The 24816-nt window shown below is 45.8% G+C and carries 17 protein-coding genes; 15 read left to right on the top strand and 2 right to left on the bottom strand.

What is annotated here, in order from left to right:
- Positions 1–9: 9 nt before the first annotated feature.
- From BN6465_RS13765 to sigE, 9 genes are all read left to right on the top strand, one after another.
- Complete coding sequence (locus tag BN6465_RS13765) at positions 10–1872, top strand: peptidoglycan D,D-transpeptidase FtsI family protein (RefSeq protein WP_066736250.1); 1863 nt, start codon at positions 10–12, stop codon at positions 1870–1872.
- A 78-nt stretch (positions 1873–1950) separates the two neighbouring features.
- The gene (locus BN6465_RS13760) at positions 1951–3717 is read left to right on the top strand and encodes a peptidoglycan D,D-transpeptidase FtsI family protein (RefSeq protein ID WP_066736248.1); all 1767 of its coding nucleotides are present in this window, start codon (positions 1951–1953) and stop codon (positions 3715–3717) included.
- Between the two features lie 68 nt (positions 3718–3785).
- Positions 3786–4742 (top strand): phospho-N-acetylmuramoyl-pentapeptide-transferase, encoded by a 957-nt coding sequence (mraY, locus tag BN6465_RS13755; protein WP_066736247.1) that lies wholly within the window; start codon positions 3786–3788, stop codon positions 4740–4742.
- Between the two features lie 38 nt (positions 4743–4780).
- Positions 4781–6142 (top strand): UDP-N-acetylmuramoyl-L-alanine--D-glutamate ligase, encoded by a 1362-nt coding sequence (gene murD, locus BN6465_RS13750; RefSeq protein ID WP_066738673.1) that lies wholly within the window; start codon positions 4781–4783, stop codon positions 6140–6142.
- A 51-nt stretch (positions 6143–6193) separates the two neighbouring features.
- Positions 6194–7252, top strand: coding sequence for a putative lipid II flippase FtsW (gene ftsW / locus BN6465_RS13745; protein WP_066738671.1), 1059 nt, complete (start codon positions 6194–6196; stop codon positions 7250–7252).
- A gap of 81 nt (positions 7253–7333) precedes the next feature.
- The gene (locus BN6465_RS13740; protein WP_066736246.1) at positions 7334–8209 is read left to right on the top strand and encodes a cell division protein FtsQ/DivIB; all 876 of its coding nucleotides are present in this window, start codon (positions 7334–7336) and stop codon (positions 8207–8209) included.
- A gap of 184 nt (positions 8210–8393) precedes the next feature.
- Entirely contained in the window at positions 8394–9584 is a 1191-nt protein-coding gene (gene ftsZ, locus BN6465_RS13735) for a cell division protein FtsZ (protein ID WP_066736244.1), read from the top strand.
- Between the two features lie 289 nt (positions 9585–9873).
- Positions 9874–10665, top strand: coding sequence for a sigma-E processing peptidase SpoIIGA (locus BN6465_RS13730; protein ID WP_066736242.1), 792 nt, complete (start codon positions 9874–9876; stop codon positions 10663–10665).
- A gap of 11 nt (positions 10666–10676) precedes the next feature.
- The gene (gene sigE / locus BN6465_RS13725; protein ID WP_066736234.1) at positions 10677–11417 is read left to right on the top strand and encodes an RNA polymerase sporulation sigma factor SigE; all 741 of its coding nucleotides are present in this window, start codon (positions 10677–10679) and stop codon (positions 11415–11417) included.
- Positions 11418–12135: 718 nt separating this feature from the next.
- On the opposite strand, the gene BN6465_RS13720 is transcribed toward sigE, so the two are convergent.
- The gene (locus BN6465_RS13720) at positions 12136–13746 is read right to left on the bottom strand and encodes an MBL fold metallo-hydrolase RNA specificity domain-containing protein (protein WP_066736233.1); all 1611 of its coding nucleotides are present in this window, start codon (positions 13744–13746) and stop codon (positions 12136–12138) included.
- Positions 13747–13964: 218 nt separating this feature from the next.
- Here BN6465_RS13720 and BN6465_RS13715 point away from each other — a divergent pair, with 218 nt between their 5' ends.
- The 4 genes from BN6465_RS13715 (at position 13965) to BN6465_RS13700 (ending at position 20197) form a co-directional block, all read left to right on the top strand.
- The gene (locus BN6465_RS13715; RefSeq protein ID WP_066736232.1) at positions 13965–18248 is read left to right on the top strand and encodes an EAL domain-containing protein; all 4284 of its coding nucleotides are present in this window, start codon (positions 13965–13967) and stop codon (positions 18246–18248) included.
- A gap of 113 nt (positions 18249–18361) precedes the next feature.
- The gene (sigG, locus tag BN6465_RS13710; RefSeq protein ID WP_066736224.1) at positions 18362–19144 is read left to right on the top strand and encodes an RNA polymerase sporulation sigma factor SigG; all 783 of its coding nucleotides are present in this window, start codon (positions 18362–18364) and stop codon (positions 19142–19144) included.
- A 77-nt stretch (positions 19145–19221) separates the two neighbouring features.
- A complete protein-coding gene (locus tag BN6465_RS13705; RefSeq protein WP_066736222.1) occupies positions 19222–19872 on the top strand; it encodes an HAD family hydrolase in 651 nt (216 codons plus the stop codon).
- Between the two features lie 61 nt (positions 19873–19933).
- Entirely contained in the window at positions 19934–20197 is a 264-nt protein-coding gene (locus BN6465_RS13700) for a glyoxalase (RefSeq protein WP_066736220.1), read from the top strand.
- Between the two features lie 19 nt (positions 20198–20216).
- On the opposite strand, the gene BN6465_RS13695 is transcribed toward BN6465_RS13700, so the two are convergent.
- A complete protein-coding gene (locus BN6465_RS13695) occupies positions 20217–20648 on the bottom strand; it encodes an FMN-binding protein (protein ID WP_066736219.1) in 432 nt (143 codons plus the stop codon).
- Between the two features lie 178 nt (positions 20649–20826).
- Between BN6465_RS13695 and pth the strand changes: the two genes are divergently transcribed.
- Both pth and mfd read left to right on the top strand, forming a co-directional pair.
- Positions 20827–21402 (top strand): aminoacyl-tRNA hydrolase, encoded by a 576-nt coding sequence (pth, locus tag BN6465_RS13690; protein WP_066736218.1) that lies wholly within the window; start codon positions 20827–20829, stop codon positions 21400–21402.
- Positions 21403–21422: 20 nt separating this feature from the next.
- On the top strand, positions 21423–24782 hold the full coding sequence (gene mfd / locus BN6465_RS13685; RefSeq protein ID WP_066736216.1) for a transcription-repair coupling factor: 3360 nt from the start codon (positions 21423–21425) through the stop codon (positions 24780–24782).
- The last annotated feature ends 34 nt before the right edge of the window (positions 24783–24816 follow it).

Genomic DNA, 24816 nt, shown 5'->3' with positions numbered 1-24816 from the left:
GTGAATCAAATGGCAGGAAGAAGAAAGAGAAAGGTTCCGGCTTTAAAACAAAGATTTACAAAGAAAATGCAGAAAAAGCTAGTAATGCTCTTTATGGCAATTTTACTAGCTTTTGTTTTTCTTATAGGCCGGATAACCTATATCAACGCATCAGAGGGTGAAACTTATACGAAAAATGTATTGGACCAGCAGCAGTACAGCAGCAGGACCATACCGTTCAAGCGCGGCGACATCATAGATACGAATGGCACCAAGCTTGCCACCAGCGAAAGAGTGTACAATGTGATACTGGACGCCAAAGTGCTGTTGAGCGATGAGAAGAAAGCGGAGAAGTATACAAAGGCAACGATTGAGGCCCTGCAGACGTATTTTCAAATAGAACCGTCTACGGTGGAGGGCGTGCTGGACGAGAAGCCGGACAGTAGATATGCGGTCTTGAAAAAGGGTGTAGACTACGATACGGCCAAGGCTTACGAGGCCGCGGCCAAGGAGGATGCCAATGTAGTGGGTATATGGCTGGAGGAAGATTATGTACGGACTTATCCATACAGCACATTGGCCTCAGATGTTCTGGGATTTACATCGGACGGCAACGTTGGCACAGTGGGGCTGGAGGCATCCTATAATGCTCTTTTAAATGGAACCGACGGAAGAGAGTACGGATATCAGAACGCGGAATCCGCAGTGGAGCAGACTGTAAAAGAGCCGGTGAATGGCAGTTCTATCGTAAGTACCATCGATACGAATCTACAGTCTATCGTAGAGAAACATATCCTTGCGTTTAACGAAGAGCATAAAAACGGGGCGGAGGAAGGGCTGGGCAGCAAGAATACGGCAGTCATCATGATGCGGCCCAATACGGGAGAGATTCTTGCAATGGCGTCTTATCCCAATTTTGATTTGAACAATCCAAGGGATTTATCCCAATATTATACGGAAGAGGAAATCAACGCGCTTTCCTCGGAGGATAAGCTGAATAAGCTGAACGAGCTCTGGAGAAATTTCTGTGTATCGGACACTTTTGAGCCGGGTTCTACTATCAAGCCCTTTACGATAGCCACGGGTCTTGAGACAGGCGCTTTAAAGGGGGACGAGACATATTACTGCGGAGGTTCGCTTCATGTCGGTGATTACGATATCAAGTGTATCGCCTACGACGAGGGCGGCCATGGAACGCAGAATCTGACACAGGTCATGGAGAACTCCTGTAACGTTGCCTTGATGCAGATTGGCCTTGGCATCGGAGCAGAAGAATTTTCAAAATATCAGCATATTTTTGGATTTGGTGAATTTACCGGAATCGATCTGCCCGGCGACGCGGCGACCTCTGCACTGCTCTATAAAGTAGATAATATGGGAGAGACAGATCTTGCCACGAATTCATTTGGCCAGAACTTCAATGTCACCATGACACAGCTGGCATCGGGATTCTGCTCCTTAATAAACGGAGGAAACTATTATAAACCACATATCGTGAAGGAAATTCAGGATCAGAATGGAAACGTAATTGAGACGAAGGATCCTATTCTGCAGAAGAAGACAATATCCAAAAAGACATCGGATACATTAAAGAGTTATATGTACAGCGTCGTGCAAAACGGCAGTGGCCGCTATGCACAGGTAGAAGGATATGATATCGGCGGTAAGACCGGTACAGCAGAAAAACTCCCCCGTGGGGAAAACAAGAACGTTGTGTCGTTTATCGGCTATGCACCGCAGGAGAATCCTGAGATTATGATTTATGTGGTTGTGGATGAACCCAACGTACCTAATCAGGGGAGATCCAGCAATTTGATTACACAGCTGTCCGCAGATATTATGGCAGAGGCTTTTCCTTATTTGAATATAACAAAAACTACTCCTTCGGAATAATGGGGAAATATAAGATTTAGGGTATAACCTCAGGTGAATGATAATAAGGTATAATAATTATCATTTCCCGAGGTTTTTATGCGCAATAAAACATATAATAAGAAAAAAACGCTGGTAGTCTTTCTGTGTGCACTGGTTCTTATACTTGGGCTGATCGGACGCCTGATTTATCTGATGGTCTTCGATGCCGAATACTATCAGAAAAAAGCAGAGGATCTTCATGAGCGGGAGCGGGATATCAAGGCGGCCAGAGGAGAGATTGTTGACAGAAACGGAGAGGTTCTGGCAACAAATAAAACTGTATGTACAATCTCTGTAATACATAATCAAGTGAAGGATAAAGAGGCAGTCATTTCCATGCTCGTAAAAGAACTCGGCCTCTCAGAGGCGGAGGTGCGGAAGAGGGTGGAAAAGGTATCTTCGATGGAGCGCATCAAAACTAATGTGGCCAAAGAGGTGGGGGACCGCATCCGTGAATATGAGTTTGACGGGGTAAAGGTGGACGAGGATTTTAAGCGCTACTATCCATATGAAGAACTGGCTTCCAAGGTCCTCGGCTTTACCGGCGGGGATAATCAAGGAATTATCGGTCTGGAAGTCAAATATGAGGATATACTCAAAGGAGAGAACGGTATGATATTGACGACCACGGACGCCAGAGGGGTCGAGCTTGACGGTATAGCGGAAGACCGTGTGGAGCCGGTGGCTGGAGATACGCTTCAGCTGAGTATTGATTATAACTTGCAGGCGTATGCCCAGCAGGCGGCAGAAAAAGTGATGGAAGAAAAGCAGGCCGACGGGGTGGCCATATTACTTATGAACCCCCAGAACGGAGAAGTCTATGCCTGCGTGAATGTGCCGGAATTTAATCTGAACGAGCCCTTTACGTTAAATACGGGGACAGATACAACGGGGATGGATGAGGAGAAGAAGCAGGAGCTTTTGAACCAGATGTGGAGGAACCGGTGCATCAACGACACCTATGAGCCGGGCTCTATATTTAAAGTTTTCACGGCGTCGGCGGCGCTCGAAGAGGGGGTGGTGTCCCTCAACGATCAATTCCACTGTCCGGGTTATAAGATTGTGGAGGACAGAAAAATACGATGTGCAAAGGTGGGCGGCCATGGCTCGGAGACATTCGTGCAGGGTGTACAGAACTCATGCAACCCGGTGTTTATTGAAGTCGGCCTTCGGTTAGGGGTAGATAATTTTTATAAATATATGAAGCAATTCAAGCTGCTGGAAAAGACCGGGGTGGATCTGCCGGGGGAAGCGGCTACGATTATGCATAAAAAGGAAAATGTGGGACTTGTGGAACTGGCTACGATGTCTTTCGGACAATCGTTTCAGATAACTCCTATGCAGATGGCTGCCACAGTCAGTTCGCTGATAAACGGAGGCCGCAGGATTACGCCCCATTTTGGCGTCTGTGCCTACAACGCGGAAGGACAGAAAGTAGAAACTTTTGATTATGGCGGCGATGAGCAGATTGTATCGTCAGAGACCTCTGCGACCATGCGGGCAGTTCTGGAAACGGTTGTCTCTGAGGGGGGCGGTAAAAACGCCTATATCGAAGGATACCGTATTGGGGGGAAAACAGCCACAAGCCAGACGCTTCCCAGAAGCGCCAACAAATACATTTCATCCTTTATCGGCTTTGCGCCGGCGGACGACCCCAAGATTATCGGTATGTGTATTATATACAATCCTCAGGGAGTCTATTATGGAGGAACGATCGCGGCTCCGGTCATCCGGGATATATTCGACAATGTTCTGCCATATATGGGAATAGAGAAGGCGGCGGTGCCCGAAACAGAAGAAAATACGGAGGAAAACGCAGAGTAACCCGCTTTACAAAAAGGAGCATATACATTATACTATTTCGTAGAACAAAAGAAGGTAAGAGGTGCATTATGGACTTTAATATGGTAATACCGGTGCTGATTGCATTCGGGATAAGTGTAGTTATGGGACCTATTATAATCCCGATTCTCAGAAGACTTAAGATGGGGCAGACAGAGCGGGAGGAGGGAGTCAAGTCCCACCTGAAGAAGGCAGGAACGCCTACAATGGGCGGTGTCATTATCCTGCTTGCTATCGTTGTCACATCATTGATCTATGTAAGAGAGTATCCCAAGGTGATACCGGTACTCTTTGTCACACTGGGATTTGGACTGATTGGATTTTTAGATGATTACTTGAAGGTTGTCCTGAAGCGTTCTGACGGTTTGATGCCCGCACAGAAATTTGGGCTGCAGTTCCTTCTGACGGCTGTGTTTGCTTTTTACATGGTAAAGGTGGCTAAGATTCCACTTACACTGTTAATTCCCTTCTCGGGAGGGAAATATTGGGATATTGGATGGGTAGCGATACCGGTGCTTTTTATTGCCGTTATCGGTACGGTGAACGGTGTGAATTTCACCGACGGACTGGACGGACTGGCATCCAGCGTGACGGTGCTTGTCGCTACATTTTTTACGGTGGTAGCCATAGGCACGAAAAGCGGCATTGAGCCTATTACTTGTGCGGTCGTAGGAGCGCTGCTGGGGTTCCTGTTGTTCAATGTCTATCCGGCGAGTGTATTTATGGGAGACACGGGGTCTCTCGCGCTGGGCGGCTTTGTGGCCTCTGCGGCGTACGTGCTCCAGATGCCCCTCTTCATTTTGATAGTGGGACTGATTTATCTGGTAGAAGTACTGTCGGTCATCATACAGGTCACTTACTTTAAGAAGACTGGCGGGAAACGTATCTTTAAAATGGCTCCCATCCACCATCACTTTGAACTGTGTGGATGGAGCGAGACGAAGGTCGTCGCGGTATTTGCGATAATTACGGCTATTCTGTGTCTGATTGCGCTTCTGGCATTGTAAAATAGCGTCAGGCAGATAGAGGAAAGAAGGAAATGGAAATGGTTTTGAATGGAAAGAAGGCGCTGGTATTTGGCGCCGGAATCAGCGGCATTGGTTCCTGCAGGCTTTTGGAGGCAAAAGGAGCAAGTGTGATACTGCACGACGGCAACGACAAACTGGATATGGGGAAGATGAAGGAAGAACTGGGAGAGGAAAGCCGGGTGGAGATCTGTCTGGGAGATTTCCCGGAGACGGCGGTCAATTCGCTTGATTTGGTAGTGTTAAGCCCGGGAATCCCCACGGATCTTGCGGTAATCGAACGTATGAAGGCAGCCGGAATTCCGATATGGGGTGAGATTGAGCTTGCCTACGTCTGCGGAAAAGGAGAAGTGCTGGGCATCACGGGAACCAACGGTAAGACGACTACTACCACCTTGCTGGGAGAGATTATGAAGCATGCGTTCGCGAGTACGTTCGTGGTTGGAAATATAGGCAGCCCTTATACACAGGCGGCGGCTGAGACAAGAGCGGATTCGGTGATCGTAGCTGAGCTGTCCAGCTTTCAGCTTGAGAGTGTTATTACTTTCCGCCCCAAAGTCAGTGCCATTTTGAATATTACGCCCGACCATCTCAACAGACATCACACGATGGAAGCCTACACGCGGGCAAAATTTGATATCACAAAGAACCAGACGGAAGAAGATACTTGTGTGCTGAACTATGAAGACGAGGCCTGTAGGGCAATGGCAGAAAAAATGAGGGCGTCCGTTCTATATTTCAGCAGCCGGCATAAACTGGAACAAGGGATATATCTGGATGAAGGATGCATTGTCTATAAACCGCATAAGGGAGAGCCGGGTATCGAAATCTGTAAAACAGACGAACTGAAGATTCTGGGTGTCCACAATTATGAGAATGTGATGGCGGCTGCGGCTATGGCGGCAGCCTATGGCGTGGATATAGAGATTATCAGAAGAACGGTGAAAGAATTTCAGGGTGTAGAACACCGCATTGAATTTGTGGCTGAGAAGAACGGGGTTGTCTATTACAACGACTCCAAAGGAACGAATCCGGATGCAGCGATCAAGGGGATTCAAGCGATGAATCGTCCCACCGTCCTGCTGGGAGGCGGCTATGATAAGAAGTCCGACTTCCATGAATGGATACAGAGCTTTGACGGCAAGGTGCGCTATCTGGTGCTGATCGGAGCTACTAAAGAACAGATTCAAAAAGAAGCTGCTGAATGTGGTTTTACAGATTGTATATTAAAGGACAGCTTTGAGGAGGCGATGGCAGCCTGCGTAGAGCTGGCGCGTCCTGGAGACGCGGTTCTGTTATCTCCGGCCTGCGCGAGCTGGGGAATGTTCAGCAACTACGAAGTACGAGGAGAAGAATTCAAGAAATATGTGTTAGCACTGTAACTTTGCAGGAAGGATGTTGATAGATTGTCAGAAAAAAACAAGCGGCATGGGATGGATTACACGCTGCTTATAATCGTACTTCTTTTGGTCGGAGTCGGCCTTGTCATTCTTTACAGTACAAGTGCTTACAACGGTCAGGTCAAATTTCATGATTCTTTTTACTACCTGAAAAAGCAATTGTTTGCAACAATACTAGGGCTTGTGATGATGCTTTTTGTTGCGAATATAGATTACCATGTGTGGCAGAAGGCCGCTGTGTGGGGATATGTGGCTGCAATTGCACTTTCGGTTGCGGTTATGCTGTTCGGGAAAGAGATTAACGGGTCCAAAAGATGGTTGTCTTTGGGGCCTTTTTCTTTTCAGCCTTCAGAATTTTGTAAAGTTGCCTTGATTATCTTTCTGGCTTGGCTCGTGATGCGCAATGCGAAAACAATCGGCAAGATGAAAACTATGCTCAGGATTATGATATGGATTTTACCAATAGTGGGGCTTGTGGGAGCCAGTAATTTGAGTACTGCCATCATTATCCTTGGAATCGGTGTAGTCCTGATTTTTGTGGCCAGCCCTAAATATGCACAGTTCATTGGGATGGCCGGATTGGGCATCAGTTTTATGGGAGTATTCCTTGCGCTTGAGAGTTACCGTCTTGAGCGTCTCGCCATATGGCGGAATCCAGAGAAGTTCGAAAAGGGCTATCAGACGCTGCAGGGACTATATGCCATAGGCTCGGGAGGCCTCTTTGGCACAGGGCTTGGCAATAGTGTACAGAAGCTGGGGTTTGTCCCGGAAGCGCAGAATGATATGATTTTTTCTATTATATGTGAGGAACTGGGACTGGTGGGAGCCTCTTTCATCGTACTCCTGTTCTTGCTTCTAATCTGGCGTTTCTTTTTGGTGGCGACCCACTGCAGGGACTTGTTCGGGTCTCTCATTGCGGCGGGGGCGATGGCACATATGATGATTCAGGTAATATTGAACATAGCGGTAGTTACAAATACAATTCCCAACACAGGAATCACACTGCCATTTATCAGTTATGGAGGAACGTCGGTCATGTTCCTTCTTATAGAAATGGGGCTTGTACTAAACGTATCAAGTCTGGTAGAATGAAGTAGGGTCACCGGGTGGCCCTGTTTCCCCGATTGGCCGCCGTGTCAACGGGAGATTTAGACGGCGAGCAGGAGGCATTGGATGAGCGATAAGAAGAACAAAGGAAGAAGACGCATCAGGAAGCGCACGATTTATGCAGTCATTCTGATTATTATGCTGCTAAGCCTTTTCATGATTGGTTTTTTACTTTTGTTTCAAGTGAGAAAAATAGAAATACAAGGAAACCGCTATTTGTCCAATCAGGAAATAGCGGATTGGATGGAGGAGGACGAGCTGTCTACCAACAGCATCTATCTGATGATTAAATACCACCTGACGGACTATAAGCTTTTGCCGGCGATGGAAGGGGTCAAGGTAAGCATGAAGAATCCTTGGACCATGAAGGTGACGGTGTCGGAGAAACGGATCGTTGGTTACATAGAGTTCGGGGATGACTGCGTCTATTTCGATAAAGACGGGATCGTACTGGCACAGACCACAGAGTGGTGGGATGATGTCCCCTGTATCGAGGGGCTTGCCGTGGACAAGGTCACTCTTTATGAAGAACTTCCGGTCAGCAAGGAAAATAAAAAGGTGTTCGAGAACCTTTTGGAGATGAGCCAGTCGCTGAAGAAATATGAATTGACGCCGGACAGAATCGTGTGCAATGAAGAAGGGCTGTATCTGTTCTTGGGCAAGGTATGTGCCATCCTCGGCGATAATAATTTTGGTGATAAGATTGCGCAGATACCGCCGATTCTTGCGAAGCTTGGAGAACAGGGCGGAACACTTCATCTGGAAAATTACAGTGAGACGAACACAACCGTCAGTTTCGACAAAGACGTGCTTCCGGAATTACCTGCCGCACAGGAACCGGCAGAAGAAGGGGATGAGACGCAGGAGGAAGAACAATCGCAGGAGGAGAACGGTGAGACGTCTGAGGGTGGACAGACCGATGAAAATGAGGATGGACTATAATGCCCTGTCAATTTGTTGTCGTTTGGCTCTTAAAGCTGTATAAAGTGAATAAAAAAATAAGAAAATATAGAAAATTCTATTGATATTTTGGGAAAAAGACTATATTATAGTCTTATATATAGCTAAACGCATATTGGACATAAAGGGTGTATAATATAATAAGGTGACAAAGGAGGAGAAACTCTTGTTAGAAATTAAAACAAACGAATCAGAATCAGCAGCGAAAATAATCGTAATTGGTGTCGGTGGAGGCGGAAATAACGCGGTAAACCGAATGATCGACGAACAAATCGCAGGTGTTGAATTTATTGCTATTAATACAGATAAACAGGCATTGCAGTTATGTAAAGCTCCTACGCTTATGCAGATAGGGGACAAGCTTACCAAAGGACTTGGGGCGGGGGCAAAGCCTGAGATTGGTGAGAAGGCGGCAGAGGAGAGTGCAGAAGAAATCTCCGCGGCATTAAAAGGCGCCGACATGGTCTTTGTGACATGTGGTATGGGTGGAGGTACCGGTACAGGTGCGACACCTGTGGTGGCACGTATCGCCAAAGAGCAGGGAGCCTTGACGGTTGGTGTCGTAACCAAGCCTTTCCGTTTTGAATCCAAGACAAGAATGAATAACGCTCTTTCAGGAATTGAAAAGTTGAAAGAAAATGTAGATACACTGATTGTTATCCCGAATGATAAGCTTCTTGAGATTGTAGACAGAAGAACTACGATGCCGGAAGCGTTGAAGAAGGCGGATGAGGTTCTTCAGCAGGGTATTCAGGGTATCACTGATTTGATTAACGTTCCTTCTTTGATCAACCTTGATTTTGCAGATGTTCAGACAGTAATGACAGACAAAGGAATTGCCCATATCGGTATCGGTCAGGGCAAGGGAGATGACAAGGCGCTTGAAGCAGTTAAACAGGCTGTTGCCAGCCCGCTTTTGGAGACTACGATTGCCGGCGCGTCTCATGTTATTATCAATATTTCCGGTGATATCACTCTTATGGACGCGAGCGACGCGGCGGAATATGTACAGGATCTTGCCGGAGAAGAGGCGAATATTATCTTTGGTGCGATGTATGACGACAGCAAGTCCGATGAAGCGACAATTACGGTTATCGCTACCGGTCTTCACAATGTAGGAGGCACAGCATCGAAGCTTCAGAACAGACTGGAGCATAAGAGCAATATGGTTGCCGGTGCAGGAAGATTTGGGGATGCGCAGTCCGCTCCAAAGCTGGATTTCGGGACAGAACGTCCGGCCTATGGTACACGGGCCAGCCAGCAGCAGGGGGCAGTACCTCCGCTTCAGACGCCGAGAACACCATCCAGCAAGGTAAAAGAGCAGTCTATTAAGATTCCGGATTTCTTCAAGAAATAAAAAAATATCTATAGCATATAATAAAAAGAGCAGAGACATGTTTCCATGTCTCTGTTTTTTTGTTATAAGAAACATTTTTATTCTCATCTATCTGACAAATCACGAGCAATTTCCAGAAGATATCTATTCGTATTTCGACAAAAGCACAGAGATTCCCCATAAACAGCGGTGTCGAATGAAAAAAAGGTTCATTCGCAACATATGACAAAAAATAAGACAGAGGTTGATTATAATAGGTCTTGCTTAAGTACCAAATCGATTTAGTATCTGAAGAGAAAGAAGGACGCATGTGCAATATGAATTATATATAGACGTATTTTTTCTTGTGAATTTTTTGATGGACTATCTGGTGCTCTTGATTATCAGGCGTGCGCTTTCATGTTCTGCCACACATGGAAATGTCGCGCTGGGAGCTCTGACAGGGGCTGTGTGCACTTGTGCTGTCATTATGATTCCCATGCCCTCGTTTATAAAAATCATATGTCTACACACCTTGATAAATACATTAATGGTGATAATAGGCCTGAAAGCCATAAAAAATCGTATCTTTTGGAAATCCATGATTTTGCTTTACCTGACAAGTTTTCTGCTTGGAGGCGCAATGAATTGGATTGCCCAGTACACAGGGGGATATTTTAGGATAGGATGTCTGTTTTTTGGGGTACTGATTGGCTGCTGGTTTCTGGTTACCGGAGGAATGCGGTTTTTAGAATCTTTATGGAAACTGAAGGAATTCCAATGTGAAGCTACGCTTTATATTGGAGAACATTCCCTGAGGCTAAAGGCTGTAATAGACAGTGGAAATGGGCTTTACGATACTCTGACGGGTAAGCCTGTAAATATTATTGACAAGAAAGCAATGGAAAAATTAACTGAAACAGAAAAAATACAGAAGGTCCGCTATATTCCTTTTCGCACGGTTGAGAAAGGAGAAGGAGTATTGCCGGTAATCACAATCGACAGAATGTGCATACACGGAAAGAAAGAGAAAGAAGTGATATCACCTCTGATTGGCATTTCCGGCCAGCACGGGTTTTTAGATGGAACATATGAATTGATATTACATCCGCACAATTATTAGGAGGATTATAGATGATGATAAAAATAGCAGTACCCAACCAATTCAAATTAAAAGTGATGCCCACTTTCCGCACTATATTTTTCCCGGAGAAGAAGGATATCCATTACATAGGCGGTTCCGATGTACTTCCAGCCCCTCTGGAAGCAGAACAGGAATCAGAGGCCATAGCCGGGCTTGGAACAGAATATGACGAAAAAGCTAAAAAAGTTCTCATAGAACATAACCTTCGTTTGGTGGTATATATCGCTAAAAAATTCGACAATACCGGCGTCGGGGTAGAAGACCTGATATCAATCGGCACCATAGGACTGATTAAAGCCATCAATACCTTTAAGCCTGATAAAAAAATCAAACTTGCAACTTACGCGTCCCGATGCATCGAAAATGAAATTCTCATGTATCTCAGGCGCAATAACAAAACGAAAATGGAAGTATCCATAGATGAGCCTTTGAATGTAGACTGGGACGGCAACGAACTCCTTCTCTCCGATATATTGGGAACGGAAGAAGACACAATCTACCGGGATATGGAAAACGAAGCAGAGCGGAAACTCTTAATCAAAGCCATCAGCCGCCTTTCCAGCAGAGAACGCACCATCGTCAACATGCGCTTCGGATTAGGCAGCCCCGACGGAGAAGAAAAGACCCAGAAAGAAGTCGCAGACCTCCTCGGAATCTCCCAATCCTACATATCCAGACTCGAGAAGAAAATTATGCAGAGACTTCGGCGGGAGATGGTGAGGTATGAATAGTGTGAGTTGGTAGGGAGATTGAGGGAGACAGGTTGCAGGGGGAGGACGGCAGGGGAAAGTTTCCTGTCACGGCACGTTCTCGAGCTGCTAATCCCGGCCACGAATTGCTAAGCGCCTCGGTGACATCGTCCAATGGGACTCCGTCGCCGATTCACCAAGCACTTCGGGCAGTGTATCAGCAGCTCTCCACTTAACGCCGTGCACGGAAGCTTTCCCCTGCCGCCCTCCCCCTGCAACCCGTCTCCTCCCCTCTCGTCCCACTACGCTGCTCAAGACAATACGTGATTTGAATATGTGTGCTTATATGAAACGCAAACTACTAACAACAGACAGCAATTCATAACCGGCAAAGCCGGTTCGAGAGCGTCCTATACCAAAAAGTTTATGTATATCCATACATAAAACATACAATTTCCAAAGATTTCCCTCTTGAGGAGTGTAGAGGGATAGAAGGGGGGAAGTGCCCGGTCAGGAAAGAGAGGCGCAGGCGGAAAGATTCCGTACACGGCGTTAAGTGGAGAGCCGCTGATACACTGTCCGAAGTGCTTAGTGAACCGGCGACGGAGTCCCATTGGACGATGTCACCGAGGCACTTAGCAATTCGTGGCCGGGATTAGCAGCTCGTGAACGTGCCGTGATAGGAAACTTTCCGCCTGCGCCTCTCTTTTCTGACCGGGTACTTCCCCCATACCCCCCACACAACTCAATCCAAATCTTCCTAATTCCTATCCCATTTATCTGCGAGGTTTTGTATCTGTGTCTCGAATTTAGCCAAATCTTTATTGGCGAGTCCTTCATTTTTAAGCACTACATCCATAAGCCGTTTGGCCGCTGCGACCACTCGGTTGAAAGCGTTGGAAGCACGCATGCGGGCAGGCTTTTCCACGGCTCTTTTGGGCACTTTAACGCCGGCACTCAAGATAGTGTTTGTCGTAAGGTCCACGCATCCGCCGGAATAGGGGGCGAAGGCAGGGACTGCAAAGTGTTCTGTCACAAGCTGGGCGAAGGAGTCGGTCACGGTATCTTCCCCGTGTACCACGAAGACATGACACGGCTTTTTCTTAAACCCGTCAAGCCAGTTCAGCAGGCCGTTCATATCGGCATGCCCGCTGATTCCTTGAAGGATTTCGATATTTGCGTTAACCTCCACATTCTCTCCAAAAAGCTTCACACAGTCGGCGCCCTCTATAAGCTTACGCCCCAGAGTGCCCATGGCCTGATAACCTACAAATAGAATGGTGCTTTCTCTGCGCCATAGATTGTGCTTTAAGTGATGCCGGATGCGCCCGGCCTCACACATGCCTGAGGCGGAAATAATAACCTTAGGCTTGTCGTCGAAATTGATCAATTTTGATTCATCGCTTGTAATAGTCGTCTTCAATCCACGGAACAGGAGTGGGTTTATTCCTTGCTCGATCAGTGCCAGAGCATCATCGTCAAAACAAGAATAAGTATTCTTTTGGAATACGCTGGTGGCGTCAATAGCCAGCGGACTGTCAACATACACCTCAAAATCCGCATATTCTGGTATCAAATTCTTATCTTTGATTTCCCTGAAAAAATAAAGAAGTTCCTGTGTACGTCCTACCGCGAAGGAAGGAATGACGACGTTTCCCCCTTTGGCGAAGGTGGAATGCAGAATCCGTACCAAATCTTTGATGTAATCCGGTCTTTCGGAAGCATGAATTCGATCTCCGTAGGTGGATTCGATCACGACGTAATCGGCTTCCTCCACGGTCTGAGGATCTTTGATAATAGGCTGATTCGTGTTTCCTACATCTCCAGAAAAAACAACTTTCTTTTCAATTCCATTTTCGTTAATCCAGACTTCGATGCACGCGGAACCAAGGAGATGCCCCACGTCAGTGAAGCGGATTTGGATACCGTCGCACAAATCTATCATGGTATTGTATTCAACAGGGGCAAGAAGTGAGATGGCCGCCACTGCGTCTTCCATGTTATAGATTGGCTCGTACAATGGAGCGCCAGAGCGCCGGGCTTTTCTGTTTCTCCATTCTGCCTCAAACATTTGAATGTGCGCACTGTCCCGCAGCATGATGCTGCACAAATCGGAAGTGGCAAAGGTGGAGATGATTTCCCCCGTAAATCCCTGCTTAGCCAGCAGCGGCAGATTACCGGAATGATCAATGTGGGCGTGTGTCAGAAGGACATAATCAATATCTGACGGAGGTACGGGTATAGCCTGATTTTCATAAAGGTCAGGTCCTTGCTCCATGCCGCAGTCAATAAGAATACGTTTTCCGCAGGCTTCGAGGTAATGGCAGCTTCCCGTTACTTCGTGGGCAGCGCCGATAAATGACAATTTCATATAGTCAGCCCCTTTTCAATAGATTAATATATTTCATTATACTATATTCGTCTGAAATAGTGGGAGGATTTCGGCATTTTTAATATAAATTTTACCTTGTATCAAGTTAAATTCAGAAATGTGCATAGTATAAATGGTAATTGCATTGACTGATTCGTCAAAATAGTACTATACTATAAAATAAGCTAGTGTAATTTGAATTGTAGGTGGGTTGAAATATGGATAAAATTAAAGGGAACATGGAAGCTGCCGTATATATCACAGATAATAAATATCATATTCTTCATTTTAATAAAGCTCTTAAGAGGGTCTTTCCCAATGTAAGGAAAGGAGATTTCTGTTATGAAGCTTTGTGCGGGGAGAATGAGCCGTGCAGGGACTGTCCTTTGCAAAAGAACAACAATGTCAGTACGATGTTTTATAATAAGGTAGTACAGCGCTGGGTGGAAGTCAATACGGGGGTCATAGAATGGCCGGAGATAGGGAACGCCAATATCGTGTTTTGCAGAGCGGTGCAGGAAGAAAATAAAAACCTTTTTTATAATCTTACAAGTGTGACTGCATATGATGAGCTGTATGAGATTAATTTGACGAATAATACATATAAGATATTATGTCATGTGGATGGGAAATATGAAATTCCTGCATATGAGGGTTGTCTGTCAGAGTTGCTTGCTGATGTGTCGGAGCATATGATTCACCCGGATGACAGGGAAATATTTTTGGAGTTCTGGGACTTGGATAAAATACTGGAAAGGCTAAAGAGCCAGACTGACGGGCAGGGACTGAGCGGACAGTTCAGGAAGAAGCTTGTCTCAGGAGGCTATTGCTGGGTAGATCAAAGGGCAGTGCCGCTGCTTCAAGGGGACAGTGATGATAAAATTATCATGTGTTTTATTCAGGATATTGATCAGAAGAAGCGGAAAGAGAATGAGGTGAAAAAGGAGAAAAATACAAGAGAACTATATCTGGGACTTGGTGCTGGTCTCTGCCGGCGCTCAGAATTTTTGGAAAGGGCTGAAGAATTTTTGAAAAGAGCCGACGGGCGGCGATACTGCCTGATGGCTATAGACATTGAGCATTTTAAACTTTTTAACGAGTGGTATGGAAGAGCGGCGGGGGATAAATTTCTTGCAAATATAGGCGCGCATCTCAAAGCGGCGCAGGAGAGGCATCAGGGGATAGCCGGTTATATGGGAGATGACGATTTTTGTATTATTCTTCCGGACGATAAAGCTGTAATTGTAAATCTGCAGAACCAAATTCTAGGGTATGTGAAACAATATGCCGGTAATGCGGGATTCCTGCCGGCTTTTGGATTATATGAGATAGACGATAAGGAATTGTCGGTCAGTATGATGTATGATCGGGCCGTGGTGGCTCTGGCGTCCATAAAAGGGAATTTTGCGCAGCGTGTCTGCTGGTATGATTCAGGAATGATGCAAAAGATGGAGCAAGACCACAAGCTTTTGACCGAAATCCAGCAGGCGCTTGATAAGGGGCAGTTTACCTTTTATGCGCAGCCTAAATGTGATATGAAGACAGGGAAGATTGTAGGACTTGAATCTCTTGTCAGATGGGTTCATCCAGAGCGGGGAATCATATCTCCGGGGGACTTTATTCCACTTTTAGAGAGCAATGGATTTATAACCAATTTAGATCTGTATATCTGGGAGGAAGTCTGCAAACGCATAAAAGGATGGATAGACACAGGGCATAAAGCAATACCAATCTCAGTGAATGTTTCGAGAATTGACTTGTATACGATGGATGTAGTCGCGGTTTTTAAAGGGCTGACGGAGAAGTATGGTCTTGAGCCGAGATTGCTTGAAGTTGAGATTACAGAGAGCGCCTATGCGGAGGAGCACAAGGCGATATCAGAGGTCGTGAGCGAGCTGAAAAGGGCCGGTTTTACTGTGCTGATGGATGATTTTGGGAGCGGGTATTCCTCCCTCAATATGCTGAAAGATGTAAATGTAGATATCCTGAAGATAGACATGAAGTTTCTAGAGGCGGATAAGAGCAGCGAAAACAAGGGAATGGAGATTCTGGAGGCAATCATAAGAATGGCGCATCTGATGAAAATGCGGATGATTGCGGAAGGTGTAGAAACAAAGGAGCAGGTGGATATGCTCCTTGATATAGGGTGCGCTTACGGGCAGGGATATCATTTTTACCGCCCGATGCCGGTTTCACTTCTTGAAACACTGCTGGCGGATGAAAATAATGTAGAATTTGCTGGAATCGAATGGAAGAGCTACGGGCGGATAACATATGAAAAGCAACGGCTTGAAGCCTCCCAAAAAGCATTGGCGGCTGTCGCCGAGATTGCCGATAATGATATTGCTTTTATGGGACTTACACAGGATAACCGAAGAACGGCAGAGTCGATATTTGCACAGATGACACCGGGAGGTATGATCGGCGGATATTGCGAGGAGGGATTTCCGCTTTATTTTGCCAATTATGAGATGGTCAGGCTTCTTGGCTATGACACCTATGAAGAGTTTGCGGAAGCGATTGAATGGAAAGTGGAGAATACGATTCATCCGGATGACAGAGCCAAGGTTGCCGAGGACATTGGGCCGGAGTATTTTGACGGCATGGAATATACTACCTCTTACCGGATGCCGAAGAAGGATGGAACTTGGTTCTGGACTCTGGATAAGGGCAAGGTCATCAGGGCAGAAGACGGCAGGCTTGCTATTATTAGCGCCTGTACAGATATCTCAGAGCCGATGGAAATCCAGAGGAGGCTGAAAGAAGACAACGCAGAACTGTTGAAACAGAACGAAGAGCTTCATTATCTGAACAATGACATGCCGGGCGGCTATCACCGCTGTCTTCCATTACCCGGTTATCCGTTTAGTTACTTAAGCAATCGGTTTCTCGATATATTCGGCTATACCCGGGAAGAGATAAAGGAGTTGTTTGACGACAAATTTATGAATATGGTACATCCTGACGACCGGGAGAAGGTGGGCTCCAGCAGTGTTAAAATTGTGGAGGGGAAAGAAGCACACAATCTGGAATACCGCATGCGGGGCAAAAATGGTTATATCTGGGTATTTGACCAGAGCAAATACATGGAAACACAAGGAACAAAATGTATTCAAGGCGTGGTGATGGATGTCACAGAGACGGTCCAATTCCGTAACCAGATGAAGCTTTTGCGGGAGTATGCGCCGGAGAATATTGTGATTTTGAATTTGGGCAAATCTTCTGTGGAATTTGTCGTGCTTGCCTCGGGGCTATACCGGAAATGGGGCTGGTCTGAAGCGGAATATCAGCGTATGATGACGGAGAGGCAGTATATTGAATTCATCTGCGGACAGGATTATGAGCGCATGGATCAAGGGCTTAAGGCAGCGATAGCGGGAAGAGAGGATTACCATACTGTTTTTCAGAAGGAGATGCCGGATGGCAGTGTGAGCTGGTTAAATATGAGGGCAAAGTTCATATCCGAGAGTTCAGATACAGTCACATATTTATGTGTTTATGGCGATGTCACCAATATAAAGAAAAAGGAGCAGGAGCTGTGGATCGCTAGTGAAAAATTGGAAAGTATTCTTAGGCAGGCTTCTATAAATTGCTGGGATTGGAACATTGAGCAGCGGACGATAACTCTTTCTGATGCGGCTAAGAATGAGCTGGCAGAGGAGCTCTTTCCAATGATGAAAGATGGGTATATCACTGTCGGGGATGAGGGTGGAATCAGCATCGATAACTTACGGATACCTGATAAATACCGGCCAAGAATTGTCAAATTCATACAGGATATTTACAGTGCTGGAAACCATGAAAGCCATCAATGTGAGTTTCCTATCAACGGGAAGAACGGAGAGCCGATATGGATTCGCGCAGCCTGTGAGACTATCTGTAATGAACAAGGCAGGCCTGTGAGAGCCGTAGGATATTACATGGACATCACAGAGCAGAAGAAGGAGTATTTGAGGAGTAAAGAGGATATTAAAATACTTCAGAGAGATGCATTGACAGGTCTATATAACAGGCAGGCGGCTATTCCTAAAATCAAGCGGTATCTGAAAGAACAGAGAGAAAGTCAGGCAGCTATGATAATGTTTGATATGGATGACTTCAAAATGGCCAACGACGTGTTCGGACATGCTTACGGTGATGCCATAATCTCTAAAAGCGCGGAAAAGCTCAAAGGATTCTTTCGGGAAAATGACATTGTGTGCAGGATAGGAGGAGACGAATTTCTTGTCCTGTGTAAAAATATACGGGAAGAAGATATTGAGCGAAAGCTGGGCGAGGTCATAAAGGCCATGAAAATTTCCTGTAAGAAAGGAGGACGAGAGATTATATTTACGGCTTCTGCAGGTTATGCTATGATACCGGAGCAGGGCGAGGAGTTTGATGAGCTGTACAGAAATGCGGACGTAGCTTTGTTCACATCAAAAATGAGTGGAAAAGGTACATTCCGAAAATACAGTCCCTCAATGAAAGAAATCCGTTATGAACTGGTTGATAAAAAATAAGAGGCTATTGTCAAGGGGCAAAAGTTTATTAAATTTTTCATAGATAAGAATATTAAGAAGTGATTATGAGAATTCTTCCTAGTAGGAAAATTTCTATTAGGAGGGTTCTTGTAATGGCATTGAATAAAGTAGAAATATGTGGAGTAAATACGGCAAAGCTTCCGCTCTTGAAAGATGAAGAGAAGGAGGCTTTGTTTGCACGCATAAAGGCCGGAGATGAGACGGCGAAGGAAGAGTATATCAAAGGAAATTTACGGCTTGTGCTGAGTGTTATCAAGAGATTCGGGAGCAGCAATGAGAATCCGGATGATTTATTTCAGATAGGGTGCATCGGCTTGATAAAGGCAATCAATAATTTCAATCCGGATTTAGAAGTGAAATTTTCTACTTATGCAGTACCCATGATCATCGGAGAAATACGGCGTTATATGAGAGACAATAATTCTATTCGTGTAAGCCGGTCGCTGAGGGATACTGCTTACAAAGCAATCTACGCAAAAGAAAATTATGTAAAACAGCATCTCAAGGAGCCTACCGTGCAGGAAATTGCGGAAGAGATAGGTATTGCAAAGGAAGACATCGTCTATGCGCTGGACGCTATCCAGATACCGGTGAGCCTGAACGAACCGGTATATAACGACAGCGGGGACGCGCTCTATGTGATGGATCAAATCAGCGACAAGAAGAATAAAGAAGAGAAATGGGTGGAAGACTTATCGCTGCAGGCAGCCATGGAAAGGCTGGGAGAGCGGGAACGCTATATCATTAATCTGCGTTTTTTTGAAGGTAAGACGCAGATGGAGGTTGCGGAGGAAATCCAAATATCACAGGCTCAGGTGAGCAGGCTGGAAAAAAATGCGCTCCGTATGATGCGCCAATATTTAAAAACAGAATAAAGAGTGAAAAAAATTCTTTTAGCAGTTGAAATTTGTCAAGGTTCATACTATGATAGTCTATAGAAAAGGAGGCAGCAATGTATAAGGCGTGTATATTTGACTTAGACGGAACTTTGACAGATACATTGGAATCACTGACCGTATCGGTAAATAAGACATTGGAGGAGATGGATATGCCCTCCATTAGCAGTGAACAGTGCCGCAGCTTCGTGGGAAACGGAGCCAGACGTCTGATGGAGAAGGCGCTAGCCGCCGCCGGAGACGCAGAGCTTAACCGGATCGATGAAGGAATGGAAGTCTACGGCAGAGTGTTCGCGGAGAATTGTACTTACCATGTAGGGCCATATGATGGGATTACTGCCATGCTTAAAAGTTTGAAAGAGCAAGGGCTGAGACTGGCGGTACTGTCAAATAAACCGCATCAGCAGTCGGTAGATGTAGTGACGTCTGTATTTGGGAAAGACACTTTTGATGTGGTTCAGGGACAGTGCGACGGGATTCCGCGAAAGCCGGATCCGGCAGGAGTCTTTCAGATACTGGAAGGGCTTGGAATCGAACCTTCTGAAAGCATTTATGTAGGAGACTCTGATGTCGACATGAAGACAGGCAAGGCCGCAGGTCTATTTACAGTAGGCGTAACATGGGGATTCCGTTCTAAAGAGCTTCTCGTTGAGACTGGGGCTGACATAACAATAGACCACGCACAAGAATTGTTAAGATTCCTATAATGTTAACGCATAGCATATGCGAAACAAATACCACAAATATAGACAAAGGGAGGTTGTCGATATGTATGAGTATGATGAGGAGTGCTTGCGGACGTTTTTGAAAATGCAGTCACAATTGTTTGATGAGCCTGTGGCAGAGACATTAGAAGAAGCGGAAGCATTTCTGGAGGACTGCATGGCAGTCGTTGTCGAATCCATTGAGGAAGTGAGAGAATATTTCGAGGAAAGTGGTGCTGATGTTGAAGGTATGAGTAATGAAGAGCTTGAAGAAGCATCCGAAGTATTCCCCCTGCCCAATGGTCAGTATCTGATCGTAGAAGGATAGAGATTGAAGAAAGCCGCGGCTATTTGGCCGCGGCTTTTTTTAATGCCTCTTCGATGGTGTTGAGGAGAATCTGAGACGTATACGGGTTGTCGGCAGACAGCTCTACATTGTCAAGAGATTGATTTTCACAGATCTGTTCCGCCAGATTTTCGATGGTGGGCTGAATCAGAGGATACATAGTTGTTACAGTTTCATCCAGATTGCTCAGCCGTATGGATTGGATACTGGATTCATCCACAGACACTTCCACTTCCAGAGCCGTATTATTTAACGTTACGGTCGAGGTGTAGATTCCCGGAGTATATTTCTTCTCCGAGCCAGTATGCTTTTTGCTTCCGGAGGAAAACATAAAAAATAGCAGACAGATAAGGAGAATGCCGAGCACGGCAAACACGACTGTATAGATGATTTCCTTCATATGCAGGACTACGATTTTTGTTTTGGAACTCATGAGAACCTCCCGAATTCAGCGTTAATTCGATTTAGTATCGATGCTGTTTATCATAATATATGAATTCAAAAGTAAAAATATTCCCCCTTTTGCGTGACAAATGGGGGCAGTTCTAGTAGAATAAAAAAAGATATTCTGACCAGAACTTTAGCTGGCAGGCGATAAAGAGGTGAAGTCAATGTTTATAATAGCGGGATTAGGGAATCCGGATGAAAGATATCAAGGGACAAGACATAATGTGGGATTTGATGTGATAGATGTGATAGCAGACAAATATAATATATCTGTAGATACTAGAAAACACAGGGCCTATATCGGAAAAGGCGTGATTGCGGGACAGAAGGTCATACTTGCAAAGCCTCAGACATATATGAATCTGAGCGGGGAAAGTATACGGAGTCTGACGGACTATTACAAGGTGGATCCAGAGACGGAAATCCTCATCATCTACGACGATGTCAGTTTAGACGTTGGACAGCTTCGCATCAGGAAAAAGGGAAGCGCAGGGGGGCATAACGGAATTAAGAGCATTATTGCCCATCTGGGGACGAGCGTATTTCCACGGATCAAGGTAGGAGTCGGTGAGAAGCCCAAAGGATATGATTTGGCGGATTATGTGCTGGGGAGATTCGGCAAGGCAGAGCGCGAACTGATGCAGGACTGCTATCTGGAAGCTGCGGCTGCCGCAGGGAAGATTGTCTGCGGAGAAATAGAACAGGCTATGAATGAGTTTAATAAGAAAAAGAAAGAGTAACTATAAAGGAGACAATAGAAATGGAATCATTCACTGCTCCCTTGAGGGAGCTGGCTGAATTTGAAGAGATAAAAAGGAGTCTGCATAAGAAGCCGGGCACACTGCTGCTGTCCGGGTGCGTAGTTTCCCAGAAGACACATATGGCGTATGCGTTAAGCGATGGCTGTCCCTATACAGTCATCGCTCTTTCCAGTGAGGAGAAAGCCAGAAAAATGTATGAGGAGTACCGTTTTCTGAGCGACAATGTGTGTTATTATCCCGCAAAGGATCTATTGTTCTATCAGGCCGACATCCGGGGCAAGCTGCTGGTGAAAGAGCGGATGGAAGTATTGCAGTTATTGCTGGAATCGTCGGATAACAGGCAGGGCGAGGGCGTCACTGTCATTACGACAATGGATGGTTTCATGGATTCTCTTGTGCCGCTGGAAAAAATAAGAGAACGGATACTCACACTGAAAAGCGGGGACGCACTTGACTTCGAGGAATTAAAAAAGCAGATTGCCATGCTGGGATATGACAGAGAAGTACAGATAGAAGGACCGGGGCAGTTTGCCGTGCGGGGAGGTATTCTTGATATTTATCCGTTGACCGAGGAGACCCCCATAAGAATAGAATTTTGGGGAGATGAGATTGATTCGGTCAGAACTTTTGATGTAGACAGCCAGCGCTCCATCGAAAATTTAGAGGAAGTCGTGATATATCCTGCAGATGAGTTCCCGGAAGAAAAAGAAAGAGTTTCTTTCATCGACTATTTTGATGCTGAAAATACTATTTTGTTTCTGGATGAGCCTGCAAGGATGTTAGAAAAAGGGCAGGATATAGAGACGGAAGTAGTGAAGGCCAGAGAGAACCGGGCGAAGGAGACTGAGGAACATGTTGATTTAAAGCCGGAGCCGAGATTTTACACTACTGAGGAAGTGGTGAAGAAGCTCAACAGATTTTCCTCCGTTGGGTTTTCTGCGTTGGAGACAAAATGCAGGCCGTTCAATGTCATTAAGACATGGCATCTGCAGGCGAAAAGCGTGAACCCATACAATAACAGCTTTGATATGCTGACCGCGGATTTGAAGCGTTTGAAGAGGAGCGGATACCGGGCTGTCCTGCTTTCCGGCTCAAGAACAAGGGCGAAGCGTCTGGCCGAGGACTTGAGGGACTATAATTTATTCAGTTTTTACAGCGAAGACATGGAACGGGAAGTGGCCCCCGGGGAAATCATGGTTTCCTATGGCCATGTAGAAGTTGGCTACGAATATCCGATGATAAAGTTCATTGTAATATCGGAGACGGATATTTTTGGGAAGTCGAGAAAGAAAAGGAAAAGAAGGTCCTACGAGGGGCAGAAGATACAGAGCTTCTCCGACTTGAAACCGGGAGACTATGTAGTTCACGAGAATCACGGTCTTGGCATTTACCGGGGAATTGAAAAGATTGAAGTTGACAAGGTGACAAAAGACTATATGAAGATTTCCTACGCGGATGGAGGGAATCTCTATATTCTGGCGACACAGCTTGACTTGATACAAAAGTATGCAAGCGCGGACGCAAAGAGGCCGAAGCTTAATAAGCTGGGAGGCCAAGAATGGAACCGGACGAAAACAAAGGTAAGAGGGGCAGTCTGGGAGATTGCCAAGGATTTGGTAGAGCTGTACGCGGTGCGTCAGGAAAAGGAAGGATTTGTCTACGATAAGGATACTGTCTGGCAGAAAGAGTTCGAGGAGATGTTTCCCTTTGAAGAGACGGACGATCAGATGCTGGCAATCGAATCGGTCAAGAGAGACATGGAGAGCCATAAAATCATGGATAGGCTGATCTGCGGCGATGTCGGGTTCGGGAAGACTGAGATTGCTATACGTGCGGCGTTCAAGGCTGTTCAGGAGAACAAACAAGTTGTCTATCTTGTTCCGACGACCATTTTAGCCCAGCAGCATTACAATACCTTTGTCCAGCGGATGAAAGAGTTCCCTGTGCGTGTAGACCTGCTCTGCAGGTTCAGGACGCCTTCAGAGCAGAAGAAGACGATCGAAGACTTGAAAAAAGGGCAGGTGGATATTGTAATCGGAACCCACCGTGTGCTGAGCAAGGACGTGGCATTTAAGGACTTAGGGCTGCTGATCATAGATGAAGAGCAGCGATTTGGTGTTCAGCATAAAGAAAAGATAAAGAAGCTAAGGGACAATATTGATGTACTGACGCTCACGGCGACCCCAATACCGAGAACGCTCCATATGAGTCTGATAGGCATCCGTGATATGAGTGTGCTGGAGGAAGCGCCCATGGACAGAATGCCGATACAGACGTATGTTATGGAATTCAATGAAGAAATGGTGCGGGAAGCCATTGAGAGAGAACTCTCACGTCAAGGCCAAGTCTACTATGTATACAATAGGGTCAAAGATATTGCCGAGATGGCGGCAAAGATTCAAAAGCTTGTTCCGCAGGCCAATGTGGCATTTGCCCACGGTCAGATGCGGGAACATCAGTTAGAGAGGATTATGTATGACTTTATCAGCGGGGAAATCGATGTTCTGGTGTCTACTACTATAATAGAGACAGGGCTTGACATCTCCAATGTGAATACGATTATCATACATGACTCCGATAAGATGGGCCTCTCCCAGCTCTACCAGCTACGGGGAAGAGTGGGCCGCTCCAACAGGATGGCCTACGCGTTTCTTCTGTATCGAAGGGATAAACTGCTAAAAGAAGTGGCGGAAAAGCGCCTTGCCGCAATCAGAGAATTTACTGATTTGGGTTCAGGGGTAAAGATTGCCATGCGAGATTTGGAAATCCGTGGGGCAGGAAACCTTCTTGGGGAAGAACAGCATGGCCACATGGAGGCAGTTGGCTATGACTTGTACTGCAAGATGCTGAATGAAGCGGTCAAACATCTAAAAGGGGAACTCACAGAAGATGTCTATACGACTACGATTGACTTGAATATCGACGCCTACATTCCAGCTTCCTACATTCCGAATGAATATCAAAAACTCGATATTTATAAGAGAATTGCCGCCATAGAGACGGAGGAAGAGCGGGACGATATGCTGGAAGAATTGATCGACCGTTTTGGAGAACCGCCTAAAAAGGTACAGCAGCTTTTGGTGATCGCAGAATTAAAGGCGGCGGCAAACAAAGCGTATATCATTTCAATCGAGCAGAAAGAAGAGGAATACCGTTTTACGATGTACGAGCGTGCCAAGGTAAGAGCAGAAAGAATTCCGGACCTTTTAGAAAAACATAGAGGGGCACTGACATTCAAGGCTGACGCCAACCCATACTTTATATACCGGAGGCTCAGGAAGAATCAGAAGGTAAAGGATGCCCAAGTATTGGAATTGGTTAGACAGGTCATCGGGGAAATACACTCGTTGACTGAATAGCTTCAACAATGTGTGCAATTTTTGTGAAAATCAT

The organism is Bariatricus massiliensis, from assembly GCF_900086725.1.
In the GTDB taxonomy this organism is placed as follows: Bacteria; Bacillota; Clostridia; order Lachnospirales; family Lachnospiraceae; genus Allocoprococcus; species Allocoprococcus massiliensis.
The sequence above is the reverse complement of the archived record's forward strand: the minus strand, read 5'-3'. Positions and strand labels throughout refer to the sequence as shown.